This is a genomic window from Bizionia argentinensis JUB59 (genome assembly GCF_000224335.1).
Lineage (GTDB): Bacteria > Bacteroidota > Bacteroidia > Flavobacteriales > Flavobacteriaceae > Algorimicrobium > Algorimicrobium argentinense.
Genome location: NZ_AFXZ01000047.1, coordinates 37,477 through 57,853 on the forward strand (window position 1 = coordinate 37,477; position 20,377 = coordinate 57,853).

General features: G+C 33.9%; 19 protein-coding genes. 11 read left to right on the forward strand and 8 right to left on the reverse strand.

The features are described from left to right. Positions 1–20 precede the first annotated feature (20 nt). From BZARG_RS11770 to tsaB, 7 genes are all read left to right on the forward strand, one after another. Positions 21–248, forward strand: a complete 228-nt coding sequence (locus BZARG_RS11770; protein ID WP_008638686.1) for a hypothetical protein — start codon at positions 21–23, stop codon at positions 246–248. Positions 249–511: 263 nt separating this feature from the next. After that, entirely contained in the window at positions 512–1,213 is a 702-nt protein-coding gene (locus BZARG_RS11775; protein WP_008638699.1) for an ABC transporter ATP-binding protein, read from the forward strand. Then, positions 1,206–2,435 (forward strand): ABC transporter permease, encoded by a 1,230-nt coding sequence (locus BZARG_RS11780; protein WP_008638723.1) that lies wholly within the window; start codon positions 1,206–1,208, stop codon positions 2,433–2,435. Before BZARG_RS11775 ends, BZARG_RS11780 begins: the two co-directional genes overlap by 8 nt. A 1-nt stretch (position 2,436) precedes the next feature. Next, positions 2,437–3,681, forward strand: coding sequence for an ABC transporter permease (locus BZARG_RS11785; RefSeq protein WP_008638726.1), 1,245 nt, complete (start codon positions 2,437–2,439; stop codon positions 3,679–3,681). 59 nt (positions 3,682–3,740) lie between these two features. Next, a complete protein-coding gene (locus tag BZARG_RS11790) occupies positions 3,741–4,850 on the forward strand; it encodes an efflux RND transporter periplasmic adaptor subunit (RefSeq protein WP_008638756.1) in 1,110 nt (369 codons plus the stop codon). After that, the gene (locus tag BZARG_RS11795) at positions 4,840–6,228 is read left to right on the forward strand and encodes a TolC family protein (RefSeq protein WP_237702595.1); all 1,389 of its coding nucleotides are present in this window, start codon (positions 4,840–4,842) and stop codon (positions 6,226–6,228) included. Before BZARG_RS11790 ends, BZARG_RS11795 begins: the two co-directional genes overlap by 11 nt. A 4-nt stretch (positions 6,229–6,232) precedes the next feature. Beyond that, positions 6,233–6,910 (forward strand): tRNA (adenosine(37)-N6)-threonylcarbamoyltransferase complex dimerization subunit type 1 TsaB, encoded by a 678-nt coding sequence (gene tsaB / locus BZARG_RS11800; protein WP_008638651.1) that lies wholly within the window; start codon positions 6,233–6,235, stop codon positions 6,908–6,910. A gap of 1 nt (position 6,911) precedes the next feature. Here tsaB and BZARG_RS11805 read toward each other — a convergent pair whose 3' ends face one another. The 3 genes from BZARG_RS11805 to BZARG_RS11815 all read right to left on the reverse strand — a co-directional run bounded on the left by BZARG_RS11805 (position 6,912) and on the right by BZARG_RS11815 (position 9,210). After that, positions 6,912–7,730: a mechanosensitive ion channel family protein gene (locus BZARG_RS11805; RefSeq protein WP_008638657.1), complete on the reverse strand. Its 819-nt coding sequence runs from the start codon at positions 7,728–7,730 to the stop codon at positions 6,912–6,914. A 319-nt stretch (positions 7,731–8,049) separates the two neighbouring features. Beyond that, the gene (locus BZARG_RS11810; RefSeq protein ID WP_008638701.1) at positions 8,050–8,250 is read right to left on the reverse strand and encodes a dodecin family protein; all 201 of its coding nucleotides are present in this window, start codon (positions 8,248–8,250) and stop codon (positions 8,050–8,052) included. Between the two features lie 57 nt (positions 8,251–8,307). Beyond that, a complete protein-coding gene (locus BZARG_RS11815; RefSeq protein ID WP_008638760.1) occupies positions 8,308–9,210 on the reverse strand; it encodes a NifU family protein in 903 nt (300 codons plus the stop codon). A 228-nt stretch (positions 9,211–9,438) separates the two neighbouring features. On the opposite strand from BZARG_RS11815, the gene BZARG_RS11820 reads away from it, so the two are divergent. The 4 genes from BZARG_RS11820 (at position 9,439) to BZARG_RS11835 (ending at position 14,429) form a co-directional block, all read left to right on the forward strand. Next, entirely contained in the window at positions 9,439–10,443 is a 1,005-nt protein-coding gene (locus BZARG_RS11820) for a PorP/SprF family type IX secretion system membrane protein (RefSeq protein WP_008638678.1), read from the forward strand. Between the two features lie 231 nt (positions 10,444–10,674). After that, on the forward strand, positions 10,675–12,840 hold the full coding sequence (locus tag BZARG_RS11825) for a histidine kinase (RefSeq protein WP_040288624.1): 2,166 nt from the start codon (positions 10,675–10,677) through the stop codon (positions 12,838–12,840). Positions 12,841–12,904: 64 nt separating this feature from the next. After that, entirely contained in the window at positions 12,905–13,639 is a 735-nt protein-coding gene (locus BZARG_RS11830) for a LytR/AlgR family response regulator transcription factor (protein WP_008638670.1), read from the forward strand. Between the two features lie 274 nt (positions 13,640–13,913). Beyond that, positions 13,914–14,429 carry a gamma carbonic anhydrase family protein gene (locus BZARG_RS11835; protein WP_008638739.1) on the forward strand — a complete coding sequence of 172 codons (516 nt, stop codon included), beginning with the start codon at positions 13,914–13,916 and terminating at the stop codon, positions 14,427–14,429. A gap of 4 nt (positions 14,430–14,433) precedes the next feature. Here the strand turns inward: BZARG_RS11835 and murI are convergent, their stop codons facing one another. The 5 genes from murI to BZARG_RS11860 all read right to left on the reverse strand — a co-directional run bounded on the left by murI (position 14,434) and on the right by BZARG_RS11860 (position 20,377). Beyond that, positions 14,434–15,219, reverse strand: a complete 786-nt coding sequence (gene murI / locus BZARG_RS11840; RefSeq protein WP_008638710.1) for a glutamate racemase — start codon at positions 15,217–15,219, stop codon at positions 14,434–14,436. Positions 15,220–15,281: 62 nt separating this feature from the next. Continuing rightward, a complete protein-coding gene (locus BZARG_RS11845) occupies positions 15,282–15,791 on the reverse strand; it encodes an OmpH family outer membrane protein (RefSeq protein ID WP_008638682.1) in 510 nt (169 codons plus the stop codon). Between the two features lie 56 nt (positions 15,792–15,847). Beyond that, a complete protein-coding gene (locus tag BZARG_RS11850) occupies positions 15,848–16,864 on the reverse strand; it encodes an OmpH family outer membrane protein (protein ID WP_008638635.1) in 1,017 nt (338 codons plus the stop codon). Between the two features lie 161 nt (positions 16,865–17,025). Continuing rightward, a complete protein-coding gene (locus BZARG_RS11855; protein WP_083823850.1) occupies positions 17,026–19,704 on the reverse strand; it encodes a BamA/OMP85 family outer membrane protein in 2,679 nt (892 codons plus the stop codon). Next, complete coding sequence (locus BZARG_RS11860; RefSeq protein WP_040288638.1) at positions 19,637–20,377, reverse strand: isoprenyl transferase; 741 nt, start codon at positions 20,375–20,377, stop codon at positions 19,637–19,639. Before BZARG_RS11860 ends, BZARG_RS11855 begins: the two co-directional genes overlap by 68 nt.

Here is a 20,377-nt window from a genome sequence, read left to right on the forward strand (position 1 = left end):
TTATAGTTTAATTTTTAATTATGAAAAAAGCAATTATTCTTACCCTAATTATAACACTCTTTTATGTTATTCCTGCTGAAGCACAGTGCGCCATGTGTCGCGCCGTTTTAGAAACTGAAGAAGGTCAAGGACAAGCTAAAGGTATTAATAATGGTATTGTATACTTAATGGCGGTACCGTATGTTTTAGTTGGTGGTATAGGTTTATTTATTTTTCGCAGTTTTAGGACTAAAAAGGATAAAAACTAAAACAACTGATGTTTAGAGGTTTTATTTTATTTATTTTTTAAAGATGGCATTATGTCAGAATTTGATAAATAGCGATTTCTAATAAATTCTTAATCAAATTATTCGTGATTTTAAGACAATAACCTGTTAAAAACCAATTATTTGTAAAAGTTTTAACACATTTCGAAAAACCATCGTTTAAAATATATCTACATTTGGTGTAACAATTAGTTGTTTTGCAAGTCTTACTTGTAGAATAGAATTTAAACCAACCAAAGTAGATTATGTTATCAATCAGCAAACTGCACAAATCCTATCCAATAGGTGACTCAAGTTTACATGTTTTAAAAGGTATTGATCTTTCTGTTGAAGAGGGTGAAATGGTCGCTATTATGGGTTCATCTGGATCAGGTAAATCTACATTGTTAAATATAATTGGTATGCTAGATGAAGCCGATGAAGGTGAATATATTCTAGACGGCGTGCCTATTAAAAATCTTACCGAGAAAAAAGCAGCTATTTATAGAAACAAGTTTTTAGGATTTATTTTTCAATCCTTTAATCTAATTAATTATAAAAACGCCATTGATAATGTTGCATTGCCATTATACTATCAAGGTTTAAAACGTGCAGAACGTTTGGAATTAGCTATGTTTCATTTAGAAAAAGTAGGTTTAGCCAATTGGGCAAAGCATTTACCAAACGAATTGTCAGGTGGACAAAAACAACGTGTAGCAATTGCGCGAGCTTTAGCTGCAAATCCTAAATTATTACTCGCCGATGAACCTACAGGAGCACTTGATACCACAACGTCTTATGAGATTATGGCTTTTATTCAGCAGTTAAACGATGAAGGAAAGACTATTCTTATGGTTACACACGAAGAGGATATAGCCAATATGTGTAAACGTATTGTACGTTTAAAAGATGGTGTTATTATAGAAGATGAGTTTGTAGAACAAGTAAGAGCCGAACAATATGTTTGATATAGACCTTTGGCGTGAAATATTTCAAAGTATTAATAAAAACCGAACGCGAAGTTTACTCTCGGGATTTACAGTAGCCTTTGCTATCTTATTATTTGCCATTCTTTTTGGTTTAGCAAATGGTTTACAGAATACGTTTTCGAAAGCCTTTAATGACGATGCCAATAATGCCATTATGATTTATTCGGGAATGACTTCCAAAGCGAATAAGGGACTTCAGGCTGGCAGACGTATTCAATTTAAAAACGAGGATTATCAATATTTAAAAGAGGAATATAATGACAAAGTTCAATATATAACCTCACGCGTTTATAGAAATGTAACCGCTACATTTCAAAATGAAAAAAGTACTTATTCCGTTGTAGCCGTTCATCCCGATCATCAATATTTAGAAAAAACTATGATCGATCAAGGACGCTATATCAATGAAATGGATGTTAGCCAGCATACCAAAGTTGTTGTTATCGGTCGACTGGTTGAAGAAGATTTGTTTCCAAAAACATTCGCTTTAGGAAAGTACATTAACCTAGACGGTATTGCTTATAAAGTAGTGGGCGTTTTCTCGGATGATGGTGGCGATAATGAAGAACGTTATATTTTTATGCCTATTTCTACAGCACAACGCTTATATGGGAATAATGATTATATCGATCAGATAAACCTGACCTATAAACCGGATATGAGCTATGATCAAGCCATTGCTTTTGGTAGGACATTGACGACTAAAATGAAAGATCGTTTTGATATAGCTGAAACAGATCAACGGGGTATTCGAATTCAGAATATGGCGGAAGGAACCAAACAAGTAGAGCAAATGACAACAGCTTTAGGTTTTATTATTCTAGTTATTGGTTTTGGAACCTTAACAGCTGGTATAGTTGGTATTAGTAATATTATGATTTTTATTGTAAAAGAGCGTACCAAAGAAATCGGAATTCGAAAAGCATTAGGTGCAACACCGAGATCTATTGTTTCGATTATTTTAATAGAATCTATTTTAATTACAGCCATTGCTGGTTATGTGGGCTTATTACTCGGTATGGGGATTTTAAAATTGGCTGCGCCGACATTGGAAACCTATTTTATTACCGATCCAAGTGTACAGCCCTCATTAATAATTGCCGCAACCGTTACATTGATTGTAGCAGGCGGAATTGCGGGCTACTTGCCAGCAAAAAAAGCATCACAAATCAAACCTATTGTAGCACTAAGAGACGACTAATATGTTTAAATTTTTAACAGCGAGAGATACTTGGCAAGAGGTTTTTGATAGTCTTAGTAAAAACAAACTACGATCTATTTTAACCATGGTGGGCGTATGGTGGGGTATTTTACTACTTATTGGTCTATTGGGTTCTGCCCGGGGACTTGAAAACTCATTTAACCGTTTGTTTGGCGATTTTGCCACGAACAGTGTGTTTGTTTGGGCACAAAGTACCAGTAAGCCTTTTAAAGGTTTTCAAGAGGGGAAACGCGTTCAGCTAACGTTATCTGATGCTAAAAAGATAGAGGAAAACGTAGAAGGTATCGAATTTGTTGTGCCAAGAAGTCAGAGTCAAGCACTAGTGATTCGTAATTTTTTATCTGGTAACTTTAGTATTAATGGTGATTATCCGTTGCTTGATAAAGTTCAGAAGAAGAAGTTAATTCACGGCCGTTTTATCAATCAAAATGATATTGATGGTAATAAAAAAATGGCAGTGATATCGGAAAGTGTGTATAAGCAACTTTTTGAAAAAGATGAAATGGCCATTGGCGAGTTGATTCAAATAAACAGTATGAACTTTAAAGTGATTGGTGTTTTTGAAGATGGTAATATGAGTATGGGACCATCCTCTGATATGCACATTCCTTTTACAACGTTTCAGCAAATTTATAATCGCGGCGAAAACATCAATTGGATGATGATTACTGGTAACCCAGAATACGATATCACCCAAATTGAAGAAGACGCCAAGCTCATTTTACGAAACTTAAACCAAGTTCACCCTGAAGATAAACGTGCCTTTGGAAGTTTTAATTTAGGAAAGGAATTTGCAAAAATAACAGGCTTTCTTGTCGGGATGCAATTTCTAACCTGGTTTGTTGGTATAGCCACGCTTATAGCAGGTGTTTTTGCCATTGGTAATATTTTATTAATTACTGTAAAAGAGCGTACCAAAGAAATTGGTGTACGGCGCGCATTAGGTGCTACACCTTATGAGATAAAACGTCAGATTTTATTAGAAGCAGTTTTTATTACTCTAGTAGCTGGTTTTTTTGGAATTATAAGTGGCGGTTGGATACTGATTTTTCTAGACGCTGCTTTTGGGCAAGGTCCCGATGCGGCTATTGTAAATGCATCCGTATCTATTACAGTCGTATTTGTAGCACTCCTAATACTTGTTGTTTTAGGAACTTTAATCGGACTTATTCCCGCCATTAAAGCCACAAGTGTCAAACCAATTGATGCTTTACGCGAAGAATAAAACCTAGAAATTGATATATAAACAGACCATTGACCAATTAAAAATAATAAAACAATCAAATGAATAAAGCAGTAAAAATCATCATTGGCATAGTAGTATTAGTACTATTTGTTTGGGTAATTAAGTATTTTAAAGACTCAAATTCCAAAGCTATTGAAGAGTTTAAAGTAGAAACACCGTTTTTTACCTCTATCAAAACAAAAGTAGTAGCAACTGGGAAATTAAATCCAGAGGAAGAAATTGAATTAAAACCACAAATTTCAGGTATCGTAGATAAAATTGCGGTCTTGGAAGGTGATATTGTAAAGAAAGGCGATTTAATTGCGAAAATTCGCGTCGTACCAAATGAGCAAAGTTTGGTAAGCGCTAGAAGTCGTATTAATACGGCCCAATTATCTTACGATAATTCAAAAACTCTTTATGACAGGAATAAATCGCTTTTTGATAAAGGTGTAATTTCTAAACAAGATTTCGAAAACAGCGAATTGTCGTTAAATCAATCTAACGAATCATTACGTCAGGCACAAAACGATTTTCAAATTATCAGACAAGGATCGTTATCAGGAGGAAGCTCTGCAAATACCAATATTGTTGCACAAATTTCAGGAACGGTTTTAGAAATTCCTATTCGTGAAGGTGACCAAGTTATTGAAAGTAATAACTTTAACGCCGGAACAACGATTGCAACTATTGCAGATATGAGCAAAATGATTTTTGAAGGTAAAGTAGATGAATCGGAAGTTGGAAAACTAGAGGAAGGTAAAGATATAATTGTCATTTTAGGCGCGATTAATCAGAAACAATTTCCTTCAAAATTAACATTTGTAGCCCCAAAAGGTATTGAAGAAAATGGCGCGGTACAATTTGTAATTAAAGCTGATGTGGATGTTGAAGATTCAACAAAAATCAGAGCTGGATATAGTGCCAATGCCGAAATTGAAATGGAAAGCAAGGATAGTGTAATGGTTGTAAAAGAAGCATTATTGCAGTTTAACAGATTCACTGAAAAGCCTTATGTAGAAGTACAAAAAGCGGATGGTTCTTTTGAAGAAAAATATGTGGAACTAGGTATTTCTGATGGTATTAATGTGGAGATTACCGATGGTGTAACGGAAACAGATAAAATAAAAGTTTGGAACAAAGCTAAAGAAGATAACAATGATGATTAATTTTAATAAATTACTTACCCTCACATTTTTCACTGTCGGATTTTCTGTTAGTCTATTTGCTCAAGAAAAAGTTTGGACCTTACAAGAAAGTGTAGATTACGCCCTGGAAAATAACATTAGAGTTAAACAAACAGCGCTAGACACGGAAATTGCCGATCAAAATTTGGTGACCGCACGTGGAAATTTTTTACCGAATTTAAATGGAAGTGCCTCTCAAAACTGGAACTTCGGCTCATTTATTAGTCAAGACGGTACGCGAGTAGCTAGAGATTCTAGAGGAAACAGCTTTGGACTAAACACTGGCGTAACCCTATTTAATGGATTTCGGAACACCAGTGTTTTTAAACAGGCTAAATTAGGTATTGAATCAAGTCAGTTACAATTAGATATTTTAAAAGATAACATTTCTTTAAATGTAGTAAACCAATATTTGAATATTCTTTTGAATAAAGAAAATTTAAAAGTGGCGACGGAGCAAATCCTTATTTCTGAAAAACAAGTTAATCGCATAACAGAATTGGTAGATTCAGGCGTTCGCCCAAGAGCCGATCTGTATGAAGTTCAAGCACAATTGGCAAGTGACCAAGAGCGTTTAATCAACGCAGAAAATAGTGTGGATTTGGCTGTTTTAGCCCTAGCACAGCTATTGCAGGTTTCTCATGATGGATTTGAGGTAGAAAGTATAGAATTAAATATTCCGTCCGTTATGATTCAAGGAAAGAGTACAGATGATATTTATGAATATGCGGTTCAAAACAGACCGGAAATTAAACAAGCAGAGTTAAGTATTGAAAACGCGCAATTAGATGTAGACATAGCTAAAAGCGCTTTTTATCCTACTTTAAGTTTTGGTGCCGGTTTAGGAACTTCATATCAGCATTTTCAAGGTCAAAACGACACACGTGTCGTGTTTCCAGATCCATCCGATCCTACTAACTTTGCAGTGCTACCCAACGGTTTCGGACAGCAATTTGAAGATAATTTAGGATACAATTTAGGTTTTAATTTAAATATCCCTATTTTTAACGGGTTCCAAACCAAAGCAAATGTAAACCGTGCAGTTATTAATAGTAAAAAAATTGCTTATTCGCTAGAACAAGAAAAGCAAGATTTACGTACTAGTATAGAGCAAGCATACGCTGACGCTAAAGCTGCTTTTAAACAATTTGAGGCTTCTCAAACATCATTAGAAGCCCAAAACGAATCGTTTAATAATGCACAGGAAAGTTATAATTTTGGTGTGATGAATGCTTTTGAACTCGAACAAGTTCGAAACCGCTATACAAATGCACAAGCCAATTTAATTAACGCTAAATATAACTTTGTATTTAAAACGAAAGTATTAGATTTCTATTTAGGAATCCCTTTAACAGAATAACGCCGTGGCCATAATATTAAGTATAGAAACAGCAACAACCAATTGTTCGGTCTCTCTTTCAAAAGAAGGAGAGATTTTTGCTTTAAAAGAAGATTATAATAATAGTTTTTCTCATGCAGAGCGCTTGCATGTATTTATTGACGATATTCTTAAGGAAAATCAAATCGATAAATCGGAAATTAAAGCCATAGCCGTCAGTAAAGGTCCTGGATCTTATACAGGATTGCGTATTGGAGTATCTGCAGCTAAAGGCCTTTGTTTTGCCTTAGACATTCCTTTAATAAGTGTTTCCACTTTAGAAGCCTTAGCACATCAGGTTCAAATAGAAGAAGGGTTTATTATTCCCATGTTGGATGCTAGGCGCATGGAAGTATATGCGGATGTTTTTAATGCACAGTATAAATCGGTAAGAGGTATAAAAGCGGAAGTTTTAGATGAAATGTCTTATGCTGAATATCTAGAAAATAATATGGTTTATTTTATAGGAAATGGCGTTGCAAAAACAAAAATTCTTATCCAACATAAACATGCCAATTTTGTAGAAAATAAATTGCCTTCGGCTAAACAAATGGGCGCCTTAGCTTATTATAAGTACAAAAAAAGCGACACTGAAGATGTCGCTTATTTTGAGCCTTATTACTTAAAAGATTTTGTGGCTTTAAAGCCTAAACCTAAATTATAATTTATCCTTCTTTATGTATTTCAACTTGATGTGGATAAGGAATATCAATACCAGCCGCATCTAGTGCTTCTTTGGTTTGCTCAATAACATCGAATTTTACAGTCCAATAATCTTCTTTTTTAACCCACGCACGTGTGAAAAAATTGATAGAACTATCCGCTAATTCCGAGACGTTTACGGCTGTAGCTGGATCTTTTAATACTAATGGATGCGAATTAATAACGCCAAAAAGAACCTCTTTAGTTTTCTTAATATCTGAATCGTAACCAACCCCAAACGTGAAATCTACACGACGTGTATCTTCTACGCTGTAATTAACAATATTCCCATTTGAAAGTGCGCCATTTGGGATAATTACTTCTTTATTATCTGTTGTATTAAGTTTGGTTGTGAAAATTTGAATTTCTTTTACCGTACCACTTTGTCCTTGTGCTTCAATAAAATCGCCAATTTTAATGGGTTTAAAAATCATTAAAAGAATTCCGCCGGCAAAATTCCCTAAAGAACCTTGCAGTGCTAAGCCAATTGCTAAACCAGCAGCTGCAATAATAGCGGCAAATTGTGTTGTGGGAACCCCTAATGTTCCCAATAAGGTTATAACTAATAAGATTTTTAGAAGGGCATTAATTAAATTTATAAGAAATTTTTGAAGACTTAATTCATAATCTCGGTTCTCCATTATTTTAGTAGCGCCTCTTGCAATTTTTTTAATAACCCAAGAACCTACAATCCAAATGGCAATAGCTGCAATAACTTTTAAACCATAAGTGGTTCCAAAAACTATTGCTTGATCGATCCAGTAATCCAAATTTTTATCCATAAAATATATAATGTGTGATTTTAAGTAAGATGCAAATTTACATATTATCTCACCGTTCTAAAAATTATAGAAATATTAATGGAAATGAAATAGGATCATATTACTAAATTTAACTTTAATTTAGAATAATTGGAGGTGTTTAATAATGTAATTATTTAAATATAGTATTAATATAATAATGGAAAAAGACTAAATCGGGATTCAATGAGATCAATTCCAAATTTTAGATTTGTTTTAAAAGCTTTATAATGAAGAAATAAGTCATAAAAAAAAACGCTCTGCATGGAGCGTTTTTTATAAATTACTTATGCTTTATAAATTAACTAACCTCGAAGGTTATTTTTAAATTAACCCGGAACTCGGTTACATTATCACCATTCACAATGGCGCTTTGTTCTTTAATATAAACTGAACGAATGTTTTTTACGGTTTTCGATGCTTCCTTAACTGCTTTTCTGGTGGCATCTTCCCAGCTTTTTTCTGAATTTGCTAATACTTCAATAACTTTTAGAATGGCCATAATGATTTTATTTTTATAATTTAGCTTAAGTTACTAAAAAATTTATTAAAAATAAAACTAGCCATTTATAGCTTCAACAGTTTCTACACGACCTTTTAGCATTTCTTTTAGCATGTTTTCAATTCCATTTTTAAGAGTAATTGTGGACGATGGACAACCACTACAGGCACCTTGTAAAATAACTTTAACCGTTTTCGTGTCCGGATTATAGGATTCAAATTGAATATTACCGCCATCGCTGGCAACAGCAGGTTTAATATATTCTTCTAAAATTGTAATAATTTCTTTTGATGTATCATCAAGAGTCTCATAAGTTGCATCTAATTTTTCTGATGTCCTATTGGATTCTTGTTGTGCTTTAGCAGAAACAATTTCTTTACCGTTTTCAATAAATGATCTTATATACTCACGCACTTCCATGGTAATGGTTTCCCATTCCGCCATATCATATTTGGTTACAGAAACGTAATTGTCTTCTATAAAAACACTTTTCACAAAAGGAAAGTGGAATAATTCTGTAGCCAATGGCGATAATTTCGCTTCATCAATAGACGTAAACTCATAGGTAGCCGTTACCAATTTTTTGTTGGCTATAAATTTAATTACAGCTGGGTTTGGTGTGCTTTCTGCATAAACAGTTATAGGTGATTTCTTTACTGTTGTGGTTTCTTTTACAGCTTTGGCGCCAGAGTTTAAGTAGTCCTTAATTTGCTCGGCAACTTCTTCTTGAACATCGGACCACTCAACAATATCAAAGCGCTCAATAGCAATAAAATTGCTAGAGATATACACTTTTTTTACAAAGGGCAGTTGAAATAATTGCTGTGCTAAAGGAGAGTTTTTCGCTTCGTCAATATTACTAAATTCAAAGCTTTGGTGGTTGGTAATAAACTGATTAAGTTCAAATTTAACAATCGTTTTATTGGAGGTTTCTTGAATGGAAACTGTATATAGAGTCATGGTAAATATATTTTACGTAAAAATACTAAAACAAAACTACAGATATCCATATATTTGAGTTTTAACATTGAATTACAATTGCTAATAGAAGTCATGTAAATTAATTATAAGCCTTAATCATTTAACTGAGAAATAAAAATTGATTTTTATTATCTTATTATGAAATGCAAGTTTATACAAGGATTATTATGATTCGAAATGTCAGTAATCCATCCTGAAAAATATATTATGACAATGAAAAGGTTTTTTTTAATAGCCGCTGTTGCCTTTTTTACGCAATTTGGACACGCTCAAGAGGGTTTGCCTGTTTATTCTGATTATTTAACAGATAATTATTATTTAATTCACCCGTCTATGGCTGGTGTTGCTAATTGTGCCAAAATCCGTATGACAGGTAGACAGCAATGGTTTGGACATGAAAATGCTCCCAAGTTGTTAACCGTGAGTGCCAATGGTAGAATTGGCGATTCTAATTCTGGAATTGGTGCTATATTTTATACGGATAAAAACGGATTTCATTCACAAAATGGTGCTTATTTAACCTATGCGCATCATTTATTGTTTTCTAGAAATGAAGTCGATTTAAATATGTTGTCTTTCGGTTTAAGTGTTGGAGCTATTCAATATAAACTGGATGAAACCGCTTTTTTAAATGAACTGCCTGATCGTCTTATTTCGGGTATCGCGCAAAGTTCAACTAATTTTAATATCGATTTCGGATTTTCATATTTCTTATATAATTTCTACGCGCATGCTACGGTTAAAAACATGTTGAATAACGAAGGGATTAATAATGATATTGAAATCACTAATAATTTAAGACGCTATTTGTTTTCTACCGGAATTGTTTTAGGCAAGTTTGGTAGCGAGTGGAGTTATGAGCCGTCAATAATGTTCCAATATAAAGATGCTACTAAAGAATCTTCTATCGACATCAACGCTAAAGTGTATAAAGAAATGGATTTTGGTAAAGTTTGGGGTGGATTATCCTATCGTCGTAGTTTAGATGGAGCAGAGTTTAGGGAAACTAATGGTAGTATTTCAAGCCAGAAATTACAATATGTTTCACCATTGGTGGGTGTTACATTTGAAGAATTTATGGTGGCATATACGTATTCATACCAATCGAATTCCGTAGTATTTAATAATGGTGGTTTTCATCAAATTACTTTAGGATATAATTTTGCTTGTAGAAAAGAGCGCTACCAATGCAAATGTCCTGCGGTTAATTAATAGAGAAGAAATAAATAATTTAGAAACTCGGAATAAATTTTCGAGTTTTTTTATACTGTTCAATTTCGTTTATAGAAAAATATGAATGCGTATTCAGTGCGTTTTCTTTCGTGAAAAGCCTTTTCGAGTTTGTATACGTATCATTTTGATAAGTAACCAGACTTAAATTCATAAAGGCACATTTTATTTTACCGCAGAAAGTATGTAAGTTTATGCTAGCAAATAAGATAAATGAAACTCTTAATAACTTTTATAATGTTTCTCTTTGTGTGTGTGATTCCATATAGGGTTTTTTCACAGGAAACACCAACTTACAACAACCAGCAAACGCCTTCCTTTATTGTTCGAGGTTCGGTTTACGATGCCGAATTTCATAGAGCCATTCCAAATGTAAATATTGAAGTTAGTGGAGGCGCTTATACAACTACTAATTTGTCTGGTGACTTCAGAATTCAAGTCAAAAAAGGCGATGAATTGGTTGTAAAACATAAAGATTTTAAAACTGTTTATTACACCGTAAAAGATAATAGTCGCATTAAGATTGAAGTTCGTGCTAATCAAGACGCTTCCCAAGCGCCAAAAAGAAATCGAGGTTTGTCGTTTCAAGCGGCTGTAGACTCTTCTAAATACTACTTGAAAACAGATATTGAAAAGAGTCTTCAATTTATTACTGAAGGGCTTTCTAAAAGTCAATCTACCAAGGATAAATCTGAAGTGTATACAGTACTGGGAGATATTTATGTGTACTGGAAACAATACGATTTAGCGATTTCCAATTATAGCATTAGTTTACAAAATTTGCCATTGGCAATTGTTCAATTAAAATTAGCCAAGGCTTATAGGTACAATAAAAACTACCAGGAAAGTCTCTCGATTTATAAGAGCATTACCGAAGACGAATTAAGCAATAGGCAGCATGTTTTTTTGCATGAAGGATTGGGAGACACTTACTACGCCATGCAAGACTTTCAAAAGGCTTTAAAAGCTTACAATGTGGCATTAGAAAAAGCAGTTAAACACCAAATGACACCTAAAAAAACCGATTTAACCTCTAAAATTGCACAAACTTATAGCGAATCTGGTAGTGAGAAAGAAGCCGGAGATTATTTTAATAATGCTATGGAATTGGCTTTAGAAGAAACCGAATCACGATCTGTTGAAGAGAAAGTGAAAGTGGCCGATTTTAAAAATAGAAGTCAAAATTTTTCTGATGAAATTAAGCTCCGTAAACAAGCTATTCAGGATATTCAAGGCATTGAAATGGATTCTGCTATTGGTATTGAAAGCGCGCTAACGGTTCAGAAGCAAAATTATAAAATTGGAAATGCTTATTACTTAAAGAAGGATTATGATAGTGCAAAATCGTATTTAGAAAAAAGTATAAATGAAGCTAACGCTAAAAATGATTTAGTCGTTGCTAAAGATGCCAAACGTAAACTATCCGAGGTGTATAGTAGCTCTGGGGAATATAATAAAGCTTTAGAAACCTATAAGGAGTATACAGATTTGGTGGAAACACTTTATATAAAAAAAGAACAAGAAATTATCCAAGCAGCGCGCTTTAGTAAAGAAATTGCTGAAAAGCAGAACCGTATTACTAGTTTGGAGTCCGAAAGACAATTATCAGAAAGTAAATATCAATTAACATCTGAACGCAACAAGCGTCAGCAGCTTATTATTTATTCTTTAATCGGTGGATTACTGTTATTGCTGATAACCGCTTATTTTATGTATAAATACATTAAACAGCAACGTTTGGCTAATAATTTACTTGCTTTAAAGTCCTTGCGAAGTCAGATGAATCCACATTTTATTTTTAATGCTTTAAATTCGGTGAATAGCTTTATAGCTTCCAATGATGAACGAACGGCGAATCGGTATTTGTCCGATTTCTCTCAACTTATGCGGTCTGTTTTAGAGAATAGTGAAGCAGATTTTATCCCTTTAGAAAAAGAAATCGCTTTATTGGAATTGTATACGAAGTTAGAACATTTTCGCTTTCAAGATAAATTCGATTACGAGATATCGGTTTCAAGTGAGGTAGTGGTTTCCGATTTTCAAATTCCACCAATGCTGTTACAACCTTACATAGAAAACGCTGTGTGGCATGGTTTACGTTACAAAATTACCAAAGGTATATTAACCATAGCAATTGCTAAAAAAAGTGACACAGAGATTACCATTACAATTTCAGATAATGGCATTGGCCGTGAACGTTCTAGAGCTTTAAAAACGGATAATCAGAAAAAGCATAGCTCGCAAGGCATGAGTAATATTAAAAAACGCGTGACTATTTTAAATGAAATGTATCAGGATAAAGTAGACGTTACTATTTCAGATTTTCAAGATTCGGAAGATACCGGAACACAGGTCTTGGTGACTTTGAAAAAGGATTGAATTTAAATCTTTAAAAAAGGTACTAATTATAAAGAGAGATTCCTATGAAAGCAGGAATAAAAATATGAAACTAAAAGCTATAATAGTAGAGGACGAACAAACGAGCCGCGATATTTTAAGAAATTATCTTACCAAATATTGTCCGAATATTGATGTTTTAGGTGAAGCTGAAAATGTAGAAGAGGCCTTAGTCTTAATAAGAAATAATGAACTTGATTTGGTGTTTTTGGATGTTGAAATGCCTTATGGCAATGCTTTCGATTTGTTAGAAAAAGTAGGTGATATTAATTTTGAAACTATATTCGTTACCGCTTACAATCAATATGCTTTAGAAGCTTTGAATGCACATGCATCTTATTATTTAATGAAACCGATTTCTATAGATGAACTCATTAAATCGGTTGATTATGTTACCGAAATAAGAAAGAAAGAATCCGCGCTTCAAGATCAAGTTCTGGTGCCGAAAATAAATGTGATTGCAGGAAAAATAACCATTCCACAGCAAGATGGTTTTGAGATCATTAACACAGCTGATATTTTATATTGCAAAGCTGATGATAATTACACCGAAATTTATCTTAATAATGATAAAAGGAAAGTCGTGAGTAAAACCTTAAAGCACTTTGAAGATATATTAAAAGATGGTCATTTTTCAAGAGTTCATAAATCTTATTTAGTTAATGTCAATGAAATAGTAAAGTACGTAAAAGGGAAGGGTGGAAGTGTAGTGTTGAGTAATGGCAAACAAGTAAGTGTTTCAGCTTCTAGGAAATCGGATTTATTAGCTTTTTTTAAGTAACTAATTCCTGCGTAGGCAGAAATCTCATATGCTATTAAAAATATTACAATCAATCTAGCAAAGATCGTAACGCATTTATAACGTAGTGAGAAATCTATCAAGCTTAATTTCTCATCCTTTCAATTAGGTTTCTATTTAGCTTAACCTGACAATTTGAAAGCGCTCAATGTTAAGGAATCTTATTGAAGTTCTCAAAAACAATCCTTAAAAATAGCTTTACATTAGCAAAACATAAATTAAATTTCAAAACACAAATTTTCAAAAACATAAAATCATGCCCATTATAAAATCAGTAAACGGAAAATCACCGCAAATACCAGAAGATTGCTTTATAGCCGAAAATGCCACAATTGTTGGCGATGTTACCATGGGAGCAACTTGCAGTGTTTGGTTTAACGCTGTAATTAGAGGCGATGTGCACTTTATTAAAATGGGAAATAAGGTGAATATTCAAGATGGTGCTGTTATTCATGCTACGTATCAAAAATCGCCTACCACTATTGGGAACAACGTGTCTATTGGACATAATGCCATAGTACATGGTTGTACTATTCACGACAACGTTTTAATTGGAATGGGAAGTATTGTAATGGACGATTGTATTATTGAGAGTAACAGTATTGTTGCTGCAGGTGCCGTTTTAACTAAAAACACGCACATTAAAACTGGTAGTATTTATGCGGGTGTACCTGCTAAAAAGGTAAAAGATATTAGTGAGGAGTTGATTTCTGGAGAAATACATCGAATTGCCGAAAACTACGTTGCGTATTCAAGTTGGTTTAAAGAATAGATAGCTAAAAGTCTAAATAGGAGATGTGATCTTTATAAGCATCGCCTAAAATTTGTGATATTACTTGTGTGTCTGCATTGGTGTAGAAATGCGTTTCTGGTTTTTTACCAGAAATATTCAATAGCTTGTTTTTATTTAAAATAAGCTCGGTTTGTTTGGCGACTGCTCGCCCAGAATCAATAATTTTAACCTCTTTCGGGAGTATTTTTAATAACTGCGGCATTAAATAGGGGTAATGCGTACAGCCTAATACCAAGTAATCAATATTAGCTTGTATCATAGGTTGTAAATATAGTTTAAGCAATGTGGTCATTTCAACCGAATCTAATTTTCCTGACTCAATGAGCTGGACAATACCTTCCCCTTCTTGTTCTATGACCCGAATCTTATCATTATACAAATCTGTTGTTTGGTGAAATAATTCACTAGATAAGGTGCCTCGAGTAGCCAGTATGCCAATGGCTTTAGTTTTGGTGTTAAGGGCTGCAGGCTTAATAGCAGGTTCTATACCAATAAGAGGGATGTTAAAGCGCTCTCGTAAAACTTTAATAGCACTAGTTGTGGCAGTATTACAAGCTACAACTATGAGTTTGCAGTTTTTCGAAATAAGATACTCTGTATTCTTAATACTTAACTCAATAATTTCTTGCTGCGTTTTAGTCCCGTATGGCGAGTTTTTACTATCGGCTAGATACAAAGTATGCTCATTGGGCAAACGTAAATGTAGCTCATTCCAAATGGACGTGCCGCCAACACCAGAATCAAATATGCCAATAGGTTTTGTACTCATATACCAAAAATAAAAAAGCCACTTGATATAAGTGGCTTTTTAAAGATTATTTTTAAGAAAGATTAGATGCCTAATTGTTTCTTAACATCGTCTAATAGGTTTTTACCGTCGGCCATGATAACACCACCACCTTGAGTAGAGTCTAAAACATATTTGAAACCTTGAGCTCTCGCTACTTTTAAAATAGCTGCTTTTGCTTTTTCAGTAATAGGCTTTAATAAGTCTACTTCTTTCTTTTGCATATCTTGTTGAGCAGTACTACGGTATTGTTGGATATTTTGTTCCATAGTTTGAACTTCAACCATACGCTTTTGGTTTTCTTCATCCGTTTTAGTACTCGCTTCAGCTTCGTATTGCTTCATTTTATTTTGATACTCAGTACCCATTGCTCTGATGTCAGCTTCATAGGTTTTTCCAAGTTTTTCCATTTCAGATTGTGCTGTTGCCATTTCCGGCATAGATTTAATTAAGTCTTGGGTGTTAATGTGCGCAACTTTATCTTGAGCTTGAGTGAAACTTGTTGCTCCAATGAATAAGGCTGCTGCAAATAAAAGGGTCTTGAAATTTTTCATTTTAAAAATAGTATTAATGTGTGTTATAAATTTAATTTACTAATTGTTTTTCGCCATCAATCGTCTTCAGGCGTTTCTTCATTTTTGTTATTCCTAGCGTTTTCACGCTCTTCTTTTGCACGTTGTCTTTCTAATAAAATACGCTGTTTACGTTCTTCTAATTCTTGTTTTCTTTGATCGCGATCTTCTATTTTTTCTTGTCGGCGTTCTTCTGCTATTTGTTCCGGCGTTTTAGACTCTATATTACTCTGTTTTTTATTGTCTTGCTTTACAGTTGTTTCAACAGGCTCATCTTCGTCAGCATTTGTATCTTGATCGCGAGTATTTACGCGTTCTTCTCGTGCTGCATTCCTAGAATCGATAATACTATCCCGACGTTTTTGAGCAGCTAATTTACGCGCTTCACGCTCTTTTAAAATACCTTGTCTACGGCTGTCATCTTCCTTTTCTCTAGCCTCTTGCTCTTCGTTAACTTCTATAACTAGGTCCTCACTTTCTGCAGCGCGCTTTTCTGCTTTCGACGTGGCTTGAGTACGTTTGGACGTTCTTGTTAAGCTTCTGATTACTTGTTCGCTAAAATCGTATCGTTTTGCTGAATAAAGCATCACGACATCGGCAGATTTGTCAAATACAAAATCGTACTTCTGTTTTTCTGCGATATCTTGAACTGCTGCAAAAATTTGATCTTGAATGGGTTGGATTAATTGTTTCTTTTGAATCATTAAGTCGCCATTCGGACCAAAACGTTTTTGCTGATAATCTAGAATTTCAGTTTCTTCAAAAGTAATATCTTCCTCGCGCTCTGTAATCAGCTCTTTAGTTAAAAGTACTTTTTCATTACTTAAGTCTTTACGCTTTTGCTCAATACCTCCTAGTTGTTGCTCAATTTCACTTTTCCACTTTTGAACTTTCGATTCTAATTGTGAGGTTGCTTGTTGATATTCAGGTACGTTTTCAAGTATGTATTCTGTGTCTATATAACCGATTCTTACACCACGTTGTGCAAAACTGGATATGCTTAGCATGAATACGGTCGCCAATAAAAAAAGAACTTTTAATTGTATCTGTTTCATATTTTATAATTTATGACATGTAAACTCTAAAACGACAGATATTTTAAATTATTCTATCCTTTTTTGAATTGCTGATTTCAAAATTAGGAATTTTAATTTGAAAACAATTTAAATCGGGATTTAAATAATTAATTATGTTAATAGAAAATACCGTGCCAAACTTAAAATTGTTGACCAATAATAAAGTGAGGCTCCCATCCATTTGCTTTCGTTTCTCCAGGAAGCGAATCAAAACCATAACCAAAATCAATACCTAATAAACCAAATGCTGGCATAAAAATACGCACACCTACACCACTAGATCTATATAAATTGAATGGGTTATAATCTTTAAAATCATTATATGATACACCACCTTCAACAAATCCTAAAACAAATATTTTAGCAGATTGACTCATACTTATAGGATAACGTAGTTCCATAGAGAACTTGTTATAAATAGTACCACCATCATTAGTTGTGAAATTCTGATCATCTACAGGCTGTAAAGATTGATTTGGATACCCACGAAGCGCAATGGCTTCACGACCATCTAAACTATAACTTCCTAATCCATCACCTCCCATAAAGAAACGTTCGAAAGGAATAACACCTCTAGCTTGATTATATGCGCCAAGAAAACCGAACTCTACACTCGATTTTACCACGAGCTTATCAACTAAATTGATATACCAATCACCCTTCATATTAATTTTATAGAATTCTAACCACTTATAACGTTCTTGATCAATATTACCAACTTGTTTTGCGGCTTGGTTTCTAATGATTTGAGAATTGTTAGGATCAGCTTGTACCTCCAACCATTGATCACGCTCTACTATAAGTTGATCGTAGTCCACGCCGTTAACTAGTGAGTACGGTAAAGATAGTTTAGCACTTACGCTAAAGTTAGATCCTCCCGTAGGGAAAACAGGATCGTTAAAGGTGTTATTTCTAGTTAAGCCAATTGTATAGGCCAGGTTATTTGAATAACCATCACCAAACGTAAATAACCCAGTATTGTAGTTTTTTAAATTATAATGTTGGAAACTTACTGCTTGAGATAAGGTAAAATAGTCATCAGGCACTGTTAAACGTTTTGCTAAACCTACTGTTACACCGGTAATATTAAATCGTTTGTCTCTATCAGCATTCCCTGTTCTAGGCTCGTATAAAAATTGTGCCGAGTGAGAAATTGAAGTTGAAAACTGAACAGGTTTTTTACCGCCCATCCAAGGTTCTGTAAACGAGAAACTATAGGTTTGGTAAAAACGACTTGCTTGTAAACGCAAGGCTAATTTTTGACCATCACCACGAGGTACTGGCTTATAAGCATCCGTATTAAAAATGTTTTTTAATGAGAAGTTGTTAAATGATAACCCTAAAGTACCAATAAAACCACCACCGCCATAACCACCTTGCAGCTCTACTTGGCTAGACCCAGTTTCAACTACGCCATACTCTAAATCAATAGTACCTTCGTTAGGGTTTGGGTTGTTAAAGTTGGTTGCCATCTGTTCGGCATCAAAATACCCTAGTTGACTTAATTCACGAATGGTACGCATAACATTAGCTTTACTATACAATTGTCCCGGTCTAGTGTGTAACTCACGGTATATAACGCGGTCATTAGTAACATCATTACCCACTACTGAAACACTATTAAAATAGACAGGCTTACCTTCAGAAATTCTAATTTCCATATCAATAACATTACCAACTGTATTTGTTTCTACCGGATTAATTGTAGAAAATAAATAACCGTTGTTTTGATATAGGTTGGTAATATCTACAGCGTCAGGTTTAGTGTGGTCTGCAATACGTTTCTCTAAAAGTACGCCGTTATAAATATCGCCTTTATTAATTCGAAGAATTCGTTTTAATTGTTCGTCGTTATAAATAGTATTTCCAATAAATGATATATCACCAAAATAATATAATTCACCTTCTTCTACTGTAATATCAATAGCAATATTTTTATTATCAATGTGCGTTATAGAATCTGATATGACACGAGCATCACGATAGCCGTTCTCCTTAAATTTGTCTATAACACTTTCTAAATCTTCTTTATAATCAGCTTTTATGTATTTGGAACGTTTTAAAATACGAATGAAACTTTTCTGTTTCGTATTCTTCATGGCTTTTCTCAACTTCGAGTCAGCAATAGCTTCGTTTCCATTGAAATTAATTTCGCTCACTTTTACTTTTTTGCCTTTATCAATGCTTAAAGACATATTAACAGCTGCACGATTGATAGAATCTTGAACCTCTGTTGTTGTAATAATAACTTTGGTGTTATAAAAACCATCCTTTTGGTATTTATTAGTCAAGTAGTTTTTGGTGGTCGTTATAAGGTTTTCAGTTACTTTTACACCTTCCTGTAAATTATTTTCGGAAATAATGTCTTTCTTTTTAGATTTCTTAATTCCTTCTATTTCCAAAGTCTTTAATTGCGGTAAATCAAATAGGCGAATTTCAAGAAATGCCGCATTGTCTTCGGTTTTTAAAAGATATATGTTAATATCTCTGAATAAATTAGATTTCCAAAGTTTACGAATGGCTTCACTAATTTTATCTCCTGGAATAATAATTTCTTCACCTTTTCGAAGTCCCGAATAGGTTACAATAGTTTGAGCACTAAAATGCGTATCACCTGTAACGGAAATATCACCCACGGTGTATTTCTTGCCTGTTGGCGCCGGTTGTAACTCCTGTGCTTGAGTGTTTGAACTGCTTACTAAAAATAAAAAAGTAAATACTGCTGCTATATAAGTTTTCAATGATGTGATATTAATGGAGTTGTTCACTTGTTTTCCCAAATCGTCGTTCTCTTTTTTGATATTCAATAATTGCTTCATACAAATGGTCCTTGGTGAAATCGGGCCAAAGCACTTTTGTAAAATAAAATTCAGCGTATGCAATTTGCCATAACAGGAAATTACTAATGCGCTGCTCACCACTGGTTCTAATAAGCAAATCTACGTCTGGTAAATTTTGCGTGTAAAGATGCTCATTTATAACTGATTCATCAATATTTTCTAGAGAAATTATATTATTTTTAACTTTAAGACTTATTTCTTTAACCGTATTTATTAATTCTTCGCGTGAGCCGTAACTCAATGCTAGCGTTAAACACATGCGTTTGTTGCCTTTAGTCTTATCTATAACTTCTAGTAATTCGCTATGTGCTTTTTTGGGTAATGATTCCAAACAGCCAATAGCAGTTAAACGAATATCGTGTTTTTGAAGTGTTTTGATTTCTTTTTTTAAGGAAGAAACCAAAAGTTTCATAAGTGTTTTTACTTCCAGTTTCGGGCGATTCCAATTTTCGGTTGAAAACGCGTAAAGGGTTAAGTTTTCAATACCCAGTTCAGCAGCTGTTTCAACAGTTTCTCTAACCGATTTGGTCCCGTTTTCATGACCAATACTTCGTAAAAATCCTTTCTGTTTTGCCCAACGTCCGTTGCCATCCATAATTATGGCAATGTGTTTAGGTAGATAGTCGGTATGTATAGTGTCTTTTAAATTCAC